Source organism: Neobacillus paridis (genome assembly GCF_016765675.1).
In the GTDB taxonomy this organism is placed as follows: Bacteria; Bacillota; Bacilli; order Bacillales; family Cytobacillaceae; genus Neobacillus; species Neobacillus paridis.
This window is the reverse complement of the sequence record NZ_JAESWB010000355.1, coordinates 54,021-60,980: the sequence shown is the minus strand read 5'-3', so window position 1 is coordinate 60,980 and position 6,960 is coordinate 54,021. Positions and strand designations below refer to the sequence as shown.

Below are 6,960 nucleotides of genomic sequence, written 5' to 3'. Positions count from 1 at the left end.
TTCGCTTGGTGGCCCCTTTATTTGGTGAGCGATCTGACAATCCCTCACCAAATGAAGGGGTTAAATTTTGCCCACATTAATTTTACTCATACTTTATAATAAATTAAGACCTTCATTTAGCCTTTTAATCTACTTTTCCGGCCTTTTCTAATATACTTTATACATTCATGCGGTGATGCCACCCTCCTAAATAAAGCAAATAACACCTTATATCGCTCCTCCATTGCACGCTTGACGATATGATCTATCCGGTCATCCCCTAAATCAAATAAAATTTCATCCATTTCTCTTTTAAGTAGATACTCCATTTCCTTTACTTCTTTTTCGTTAATCAGAAGTCCGAGCATTGAATAACCCCCATAACTTTTTTGTTATAGTAGGTTTTCCAAATAGTGAAATTTTATAATAAATTCTTCACTCATATTTTGATAAAAACGAGCATAAGTTGGAGACAAGGATGGTTTTGGACGAGGTGAGGGTTCAGAATGAATTTTTTTGTTGTTTTAAACGGAAAGGCTTTAAAGAACGTAGTACTTATTTTAGTAGCCGCTTTTTTTACGGCATGGTTCCTCTATATTGAGAATATGACCCAAATTCCTGTTTTTTCAACTAAAGACGGTCCGAAAGCTGTTTTTCACGGAGAAAAAGGGGTTGCTTTGACCTTTAATATTGGCTGGGGTGATGAAAAGGCTGAACCCATTTTAGACACGCTAAAAAAGGAAAATGTAAAAGCAGCAACGTTTTTTTTAGCAGGTTCATGGGCGGAAAGACATCCTGATATTGTCGCCAGAATTGTTAAAGAAGATTACGAAATTGGGATTCTCGGTTATAACTATGAGGATTATACTGAACTGGAAGACGCAAAGATTGGTCAGGACATCGCTAAAGCCCGAGAAGCATTTGGAAAACTAAATGTCAAGGACATAAAAGTACTGCGTGCACCAACCGGGCATTTTGATGAACGCACTTTGAAAATCGCCAAGCGCTACGGCTATACCGTGGTTCATTGGAGTGTCGATTCCAAGGATTGGCAAAATCCTGGAGTAGAGAGAATTGTTAAAAATGTGAAGAAGGCAGATAATGGAGCGATCGTACTTCTGCATGCATCAGATTCGGCAAAACAAACGGAGAGAGCATTACCTTTACTTTTACAAGGAATAAACAAAAAAGGATTACAGCTTGTAACAGTCTCGGAAATGATCGCTAACAGTGATGTTCGATCAAAGGAAATCAAGTAAACAGAAAGGAGCATGTGCGATAAATGATCGCTGCGTGCTCCTTTTTTGGTAAATTAAACAGTTGATTTTTTCATTTTTCCTTTCTGATTTACTGAAGGTTTACCTTTACCGACCTTTTGGCCTGTTTTTTGCTGCCTTTCCTGCTCGGATTTGGCGTTCAATTTATGAAGAACTAATATTTGGTAGGTGTTGCAAGCTAGTAAGGCAATGACCATTGGATAGAACCAGTTGCTCGAGTTGATATTTAAAACAGGAACCCATTCTAGGATGGTAACCACGATCATAAAAAACAGCGCCGGTATAAACGCCTCACGGTTGGTCTCTTTTCTTTTAATCCATGCTACAGCCAGCCCGACGATAATTAGCAGAAACGCCGGAGCAAGATACGGCAGCAGGGAATCCCCAGACTTGGCAAAGTTTGTATAGCGCAAATAAACTAAATCAAATAAACCAAAAAGAATCAGAACGACTTGCACCGCGTTCCATAGGGAGACCGATTTAAAGATACCCAGTCCAAAACGATGGATGGTTAAGTAAGCAAAAAAGCCCATTTGACTGATGACACTAAATAAAAAGCCCATAACGAATAGCCAAACAATGGCTGAAATAATATCAAGAACTTTAAAGTCAGCAAAAAATGGCTGCAACTCATGCCAGCGTACCAATAAACCGACAATCGCCGTCGTGACCCCGCCCACTAATAATGTATTCCAAAACAGTTTTACTAAATTACGGCTTGTCACCCTATTAACCCCCAGAACATAAAATAATTCCCCTTTGATTGTACCAAGCAAAATAAGAAAAAGCCATTATTTGCAATACAAACGAATAATCTTTCCTCAATTTCTTCATTATAAAATTAAGGATTTTATGTGAAGGGAGCTTAAAAATGAGAATTAACCATATGTTGCTCCTCCTACCCATCATGATGGTATTATCCAGCTGTTCTTCCAATGATTCAAACGGCGGAGGGCAAATCGATTATGATCAGACCAAAAAAATGGTGGTCGACATTCTTAAAACAGATGATGGCAAGAAAGCAATTCAAGATATTATGAGCGATGATAATTTAAAGGAAAAACTCGTAATGGACCAAAAGGTGGTCAGTGATACGATTGAAAAAACATTAACCTCGGATAAGGCGGTAGCTTTTTGGAAAAAGACCTATAGTGACCCAAAATTTGCTCAAGGCGTTGCCAAATACATGCGGTCTGAAAATGAAAAAATATTGAAGGATTTAATGAATGACCCTTCCTACAGGGCGATGATGATTGAGGTCTTTAAAGAACCGGAAATTCAGAAGGAAATGGCAGATGCTTTGAAAAGTAAAGCGTATCGGGAACATGTGCAAAAGGTTATCTCGGAAACATTGGACAGCCCACTGTTTAAGGCCAAAATGCAGGAATTTCTAATCAAAGCAGCAGAAGACGCAAAAGCGCAGGCGGAAGCAAAAAGCAGCAAAAGTTCCGGGAGTTAAACAGCGGTAGGTGTAAGTTTTATTTATTTAAGTAGACGAGTAGTTGGATTGACCATATCGAATGCGGCAAAGCAGCGAAGCAATTTACCAAAAAGGCCCCTTCCCATCATCGGAAGAGGCCCTTTTATTAGTTATCCAAACGGTCAATGACTTTTTCTGCAATTTCTGTATAAATTTTTCCAATCCTGTGGTCTTCTTGATAAATGGATGGTGCAAAATCATCATCATTCCAATCAGGCTGGTCAAGCGGCAGTTGCCCGAGGACATCTGTATTTAATTCCTCCGCCAGTTTATCGCCGCCGCCACGACCAAATACATATTCCTTTTCACCTGTTAATTTGCTTTCAAAATAAGCCATATTTTCAATTACGCCAAGAATTTCATGCTCTGTCCTTAATGCCATGGCCCCGGCGCGGGCGGCAACAAATGCGGCTGTTGGATGAGGTGTCGTCACAATGATTTCCTTACAATGCGGCAGCATGGTGTGAACATCAAGGGCAACATCACCTGTTCCCGGTGGTAAATCTAATAATAAGTATTCGATATCTCCCCATTCTACTTCGTTAAAGAAGCTGTTTAACATCTTCCCTAACATTGGTCCGCGCCAAATAATTGGGGCATTGTCTTCAACAAAGAAGCCCATGGAAATGACTTGAACGCCGAAACGTTCGACCGGAATAATTTTTTCCCCGCGAACAACCGGGCGCTTAGTAATCCCCATCATATCAGGGACGCTAAAGCCGTAAATATCGGCATCGATTAAGCCCACCTTTTTCCCGAGACGAGCAAGAGCCACAGCAAGATTGACGGAAACCGTAGATTTGCCGACTCCGCCCTTACCGCTGGCAATGGCAATAAATTTTGTCTTTTTGGATTGAAGTAGATTGGCTTCCTGTTCAGATTCGTCATGACGATGAGCTTCCAGTACTTCTTCAGGGAGTTGGCCAAAGCGGATCCCGACAGTGGAGGCCCCAGCTTCCTTTAGAACATTGACGATTTGGGTTTGCAGTTGCAACTGCTCGCCTGTTCCTGTTCGAGCAATTTGCACTTTCACACTGACATGGTTTTTTTCCTGTTTAAGTTTCACTTCTTCAATAGCATTTAATTCTGCTAAGGTTTTATGTAAAAATGGTTCTTTGAGGCTGCCGACAACCTCGCGGACTCTTTCTTCTGTTAACATCAAAAAACACACCTCGCTATTTGATTTCATTTTTCCTTTTTCAGTATACCATAACCGGGCCTTGAAACAGTCATTTGAATCACAAGATCATTGAAGTAAAAGGCTACATGAAAACTCGCCGACTGGCGAATCCACGGTTCATGGGGCGTAGTTCAATTTATGCGACATAGGAAAGCATAAAATCTGGAAAAGTTTTATACTTTCCTTTAGCTAAAAAATGGAAGGAATCGCCTTCCATCATGAATCTGTTTCTTTTAATTCTTGTTCATTCGTAAAATAACGTAATATCCCCCGATAAATAGAATCCGCAACCTTTTCCTGATACGATTCCTGTTTTAAATTTTCTCTTTCGACAGGGTTGGATAAGAAACCGACCTCGACTAAAACTCCCGGCCTTTCCGCATATTTGAGTATATACACTTGACTTATTGGTTTTGCTTTACGAGTTGTATTCTCCAAGTTTTTGCGCAGTTCCTCCTGAATAAATTTGGCTGCCCGAGCATTTTCTTTATGATGCGGAGCATAAAAGGTTTGGGCACCGCTCCACCGCGATGATGGAATAGCATTCAGATGGATGCTGGCAAAAAAGTCATTATCAGAGTCGTTAATCATTTCCAGTCTTTTTTTCAAATCTTCTACTTTTCTCCGACTGTAGCCTCTTATACCCGGGTCTGCCAAATCCTTATCGGTTTCCCTTGTCATAATCACCAGAGCCCCCTGCTGCTGTAAATAGTCGCGAACCTTTAAAGTTATTGCTAAAGCAATGTCTTTTTCAAGAGTATCGCCGCTTCCGGCGCCGCCATCCGGCCCACCGTGCCCAGGATCAAGCAAAATAATTTTTCCCGATAACGGCAGATTCCACGTCTTCCATGAATCATTCTCGGAAAAATCATACAGAAGAATGAGAAATAATAAAATTAATCCAAGGGAAAAACTAATTACTTTCCACCTACGATTTAGCAACCCAATCATTCCTTCCCGCTCTTCACTAAACAGTAAAATATATGGGACAAGTGTTATTTTTAGAACAGGAAGAAATAAAAATCGTATACATTGAGTGCTTTTAACAAGTAATCAAGGCTCAATTGCAAGAAACCAGCCGGCTAACACAAGTAACCGTGTTTATGCATAAGTAAAGAACTCTATCCGCAAGTAACCGGCCTTTATCCGCAACTAAACGGCCAAGACCATTTGTCATATTCCTTTGAAATTTCTCCTCCCAAAGTTGTAGAAAAACTTCAAGCTTTTCTCCGAGGAGGAATTTTCCAACCATTGATATCTTTAAGACATCAAGAACAAAGGGGAGATTCAGATGTTAAATAATAAGATAGTTATGATTACTGGGGCATCAAAAGGTCTGGGCCGAGCATTAACATTGGCGTTTGCCAAACAGGGGGCAAAGCTGGCAATCTGCGCTAGAACAGAAGCACCGCTGGAAAAAGTGAGGCAAGAGGCCAAGGGTTTAGGTGCAGAAGTACTTGCGGTTTGTGCTGATGTTTCCAATCCAAGAGATGTCGAACGGTTCGTTGCACTAGCAGAAGCGGCTTATGGAAAAATTGATGTCCTCATTAATAATGCTTCGATCTTGGGGCCAAGCCCGATGCCGCTACTGCTTGATTACCCCGAAGAGGACTTCGCTGAAGTATTACGGGTGAATGCCGTTTCACCATTTCTCGTCACGAGAAGGGTGATCTCGGGCATGCTTGAACGAAACCAAGGATCGATTATTAATGTTACATCGGAAGCCGGAAACGTTGGCTACGCCGGCTGGGGAGCATACGGAATTTCAAAATTCGCCGTCGAGGGCCTCACGCAAACATGGGCTGATGAATTAAGCGCGACAAATGTCCGGGTAAACATGGTGGACCCTGGTGAAATGGATACCGAAATGCATCGTCTGGCAGTCCCCGATTGCGATTATCGATTGGCCGATCCGGAAGATGTTGTTGGCGTCTTTTTATATTTGGCATCCGATCAAGCAGCGGAGATGAATGGCCAGCGGTTGACAGCACAATCAGGGGAGGTGTAAAAAAATGACGGTAAAATCTTGGGATTTTTATCTTCCTGATGAATTGAACGCTTCTTATCCCCCAGAAAAACGCGGATTAAGAAGGGATCATGTTCGAATAATGGTGTTGAATCGGCATACAGGAGAAACGAAGCATGATTGTTTTTTTCAGTTAACGGAGTATCTCCAGCCGGGAGACCTCCTGATATTGAATAACAGCCGGACGATCCCGGCCGTTTTACAGGCTGAATGGTGCAGAAACGGGAAATTACTTGCGGAAAAGGTCGAGGTTCGGCTGGCAAGACGGCTTCAAGAGGATATATGGGAGGCACTTATTGCAGCGAATCCAATCACAATAGGCGACACCCTGAGGTTCGCACCAGAGCTATCGGCATCGGTGCTTGCGGAAAAAGAAAATTCACCGCTTAAAATGATCCATTTTTCGAAAAAAGGTACCGAGCTTTTCAATATGATTTATGCGCTCGGGGAGCCGATCCGCTATGAGTATATTGTTGAGCCATGGGCTTTGGACTATTATCAAACGGTCTTTGCCAGCCACCCCGGTTCAGTCGAGATGCCCTCAGCAGGCCGGGCTTTTAGCTGGGAGCTGCTGTTTAAACTAAACCGAAAAGGGATTCAAGTGGAATTCATCCAACTACACACCGGCTTAAGCTATTTACTCGATGATCAGTGGCACCAGTCCCCTGAAGAGAACGATGAGGAGTACCACATTTCAGAAAAAACATTGGAACTCATACGGCAAACAAAAGCAAGCGGGAAAAGGGTGATAGCGGTGGGGACAACGGTTGTTCGAGCACTTGAAACTGCAGCCAAATATTGTGCACCGTCAGGGGTAACCAATTTATATATCGATCGCCATTTTCCTTTAAAAATAGCTGATGGAATCATAACCGGCTTTCACGAACCAAAAGCCAGCCATCTCGATATGCTTACCGCCTTTATCTCGGAACATGATTTGCTGAAAGCCTATGATCAAGCTATTAAATCCGGTTATCTTTGGCATGAATTTGGCGATATGAATTTGATTTTATGATTG

Annotated in this window: 8 protein-coding genes; 4 read left to right on the top strand and 4 right to left on the bottom strand. The window is 42.0% G+C overall.

What is annotated here, in order from left to right; genetic code table 11:
• Window positions 1–116: 116 nt before the first annotated feature.
• Window positions 117–347, bottom strand: a complete 231-nt coding sequence (locus JK635_RS20865; RefSeq protein WP_202655857.1) for a hypothetical protein — start codon at window positions 345–347, stop codon at window positions 117–119.
• Between the two features lie 138 nt (window positions 348–485).
• Here JK635_RS20865 and pdaB point away from each other — a divergent pair, with 138 nt between their 5' ends.
• Window positions 486–1,238, top strand: a complete 753-nt coding sequence (gene pdaB, locus JK635_RS20860; RefSeq protein WP_202655856.1) for a polysaccharide deacetylase family sporulation protein PdaB — start codon at window positions 486–488, stop codon at window positions 1,236–1,238.
• 53 nt (window positions 1,239–1,291) lie between these two features.
• Here the strand turns inward: pdaB and JK635_RS20855 are convergent, their stop codons facing one another.
• Window positions 1,292–1,981, bottom strand: coding sequence for a KinB-signaling pathway activation protein (locus JK635_RS20855; RefSeq protein ID WP_202655855.1), 690 nt, complete (start codon window positions 1,979–1,981; stop codon window positions 1,292–1,294).
• 146 nt (window positions 1,982–2,127) lie between these two features.
• Between JK635_RS20855 and gerD the strand changes: the two genes are divergently transcribed.
• Window positions 2,128–2,715 (top strand): spore germination lipoprotein GerD, encoded by a 588-nt coding sequence (gerD, locus tag JK635_RS20850; RefSeq protein WP_202655854.1) that lies wholly within the window; start codon window positions 2,128–2,130, stop codon window positions 2,713–2,715.
• Window positions 2,716–2,842: 127 nt separating this feature from the next.
• Here gerD and salA read toward each other — a convergent pair whose 3' ends face one another.
• Complete coding sequence (gene salA / locus JK635_RS20845; RefSeq protein ID WP_202655853.1) at window positions 2,843–3,895, bottom strand: iron-sulfur carrier protein/transcriptional regulator SalA; 1,053 nt, start codon at window positions 3,893–3,895, stop codon at window positions 2,843–2,845.
• Window positions 3,896–4,132: 237 nt separating this feature from the next.
• On the bottom strand, window positions 4,133–4,867 hold the full coding sequence (gene cwlD, locus JK635_RS20840; RefSeq protein ID WP_202655852.1) for an N-acetylmuramoyl-L-alanine amidase CwlD: 735 nt from the start codon (window positions 4,865–4,867) through the stop codon (window positions 4,133–4,135).
• 340 nt (window positions 4,868–5,207) lie between these two features.
• Between cwlD and JK635_RS20835 the strand changes: the two genes are divergently transcribed.
• Together JK635_RS20835 and JK635_RS20830 are read left to right on the top strand one after the other, a co-directional pair.
• Window positions 5,208–5,924, top strand: a complete 717-nt coding sequence (locus tag JK635_RS20835; RefSeq protein ID WP_202655851.1) for an SDR family NAD(P)-dependent oxidoreductase — start codon at window positions 5,208–5,210, stop codon at window positions 5,922–5,924.
• Window positions 5,925–5,928: 4 nt separating this feature from the next.
• Entirely contained in the window at window positions 5,929–6,957 is a 1,029-nt protein-coding gene (locus tag JK635_RS20830) for an S-adenosylmethionine:tRNA ribosyltransferase-isomerase (RefSeq protein WP_202655850.1), read from the top strand.
• Window positions 6,958–6,960 lie beyond the last annotated feature (3 nt).

What these genes read in the sequence shown, in the direction of transcription:
- JK635_RS20865 (WP_202655857.1), bottom strand. Translation starts at nt 347, where the DNA reads ATGCTCGGACTTCTGATTAACGAAAAAGAAGTAAAGGAAATGGAGTAT.
- pdaB (WP_202655856.1), top strand. Translation starts at nt 486, where the DNA reads ATGAATTTTTTTGTTGTTTTAAACGGAAAGGCTTTAAAGAACGTAGTA.
- gerD (WP_202655854.1), top strand. Translation starts at nt 2,128, where the DNA reads ATGAGAATTAACCATATGTTGCTCCTCCTACCCATCATGATGGTATTA.
- salA (WP_202655853.1), bottom strand. Translation starts at nt 3,895, where the DNA reads ATGTTAACAGAAGAAAGAGTCCGCGAGGTTGTCGGCAGCCTCAAAGAA.
- cwlD (WP_202655852.1), bottom strand. Translation starts at nt 4,867, where the DNA reads ATGATTGGGTTGCTAAATCGTAGGTGGAAAGTAATTAGTTTTTCCCTT.
- JK635_RS20835 (WP_202655851.1), top strand. Translation starts at nt 5,208, where the DNA reads ATGTTAAATAATAAGATAGTTATGATTACTGGGGCATCAAAAGGTCTG.
- JK635_RS20830 (WP_202655850.1), top strand. Translation starts at nt 5,929, where the DNA reads ATGACGGTAAAATCTTGGGATTTTTATCTTCCTGATGAATTGAACGCT.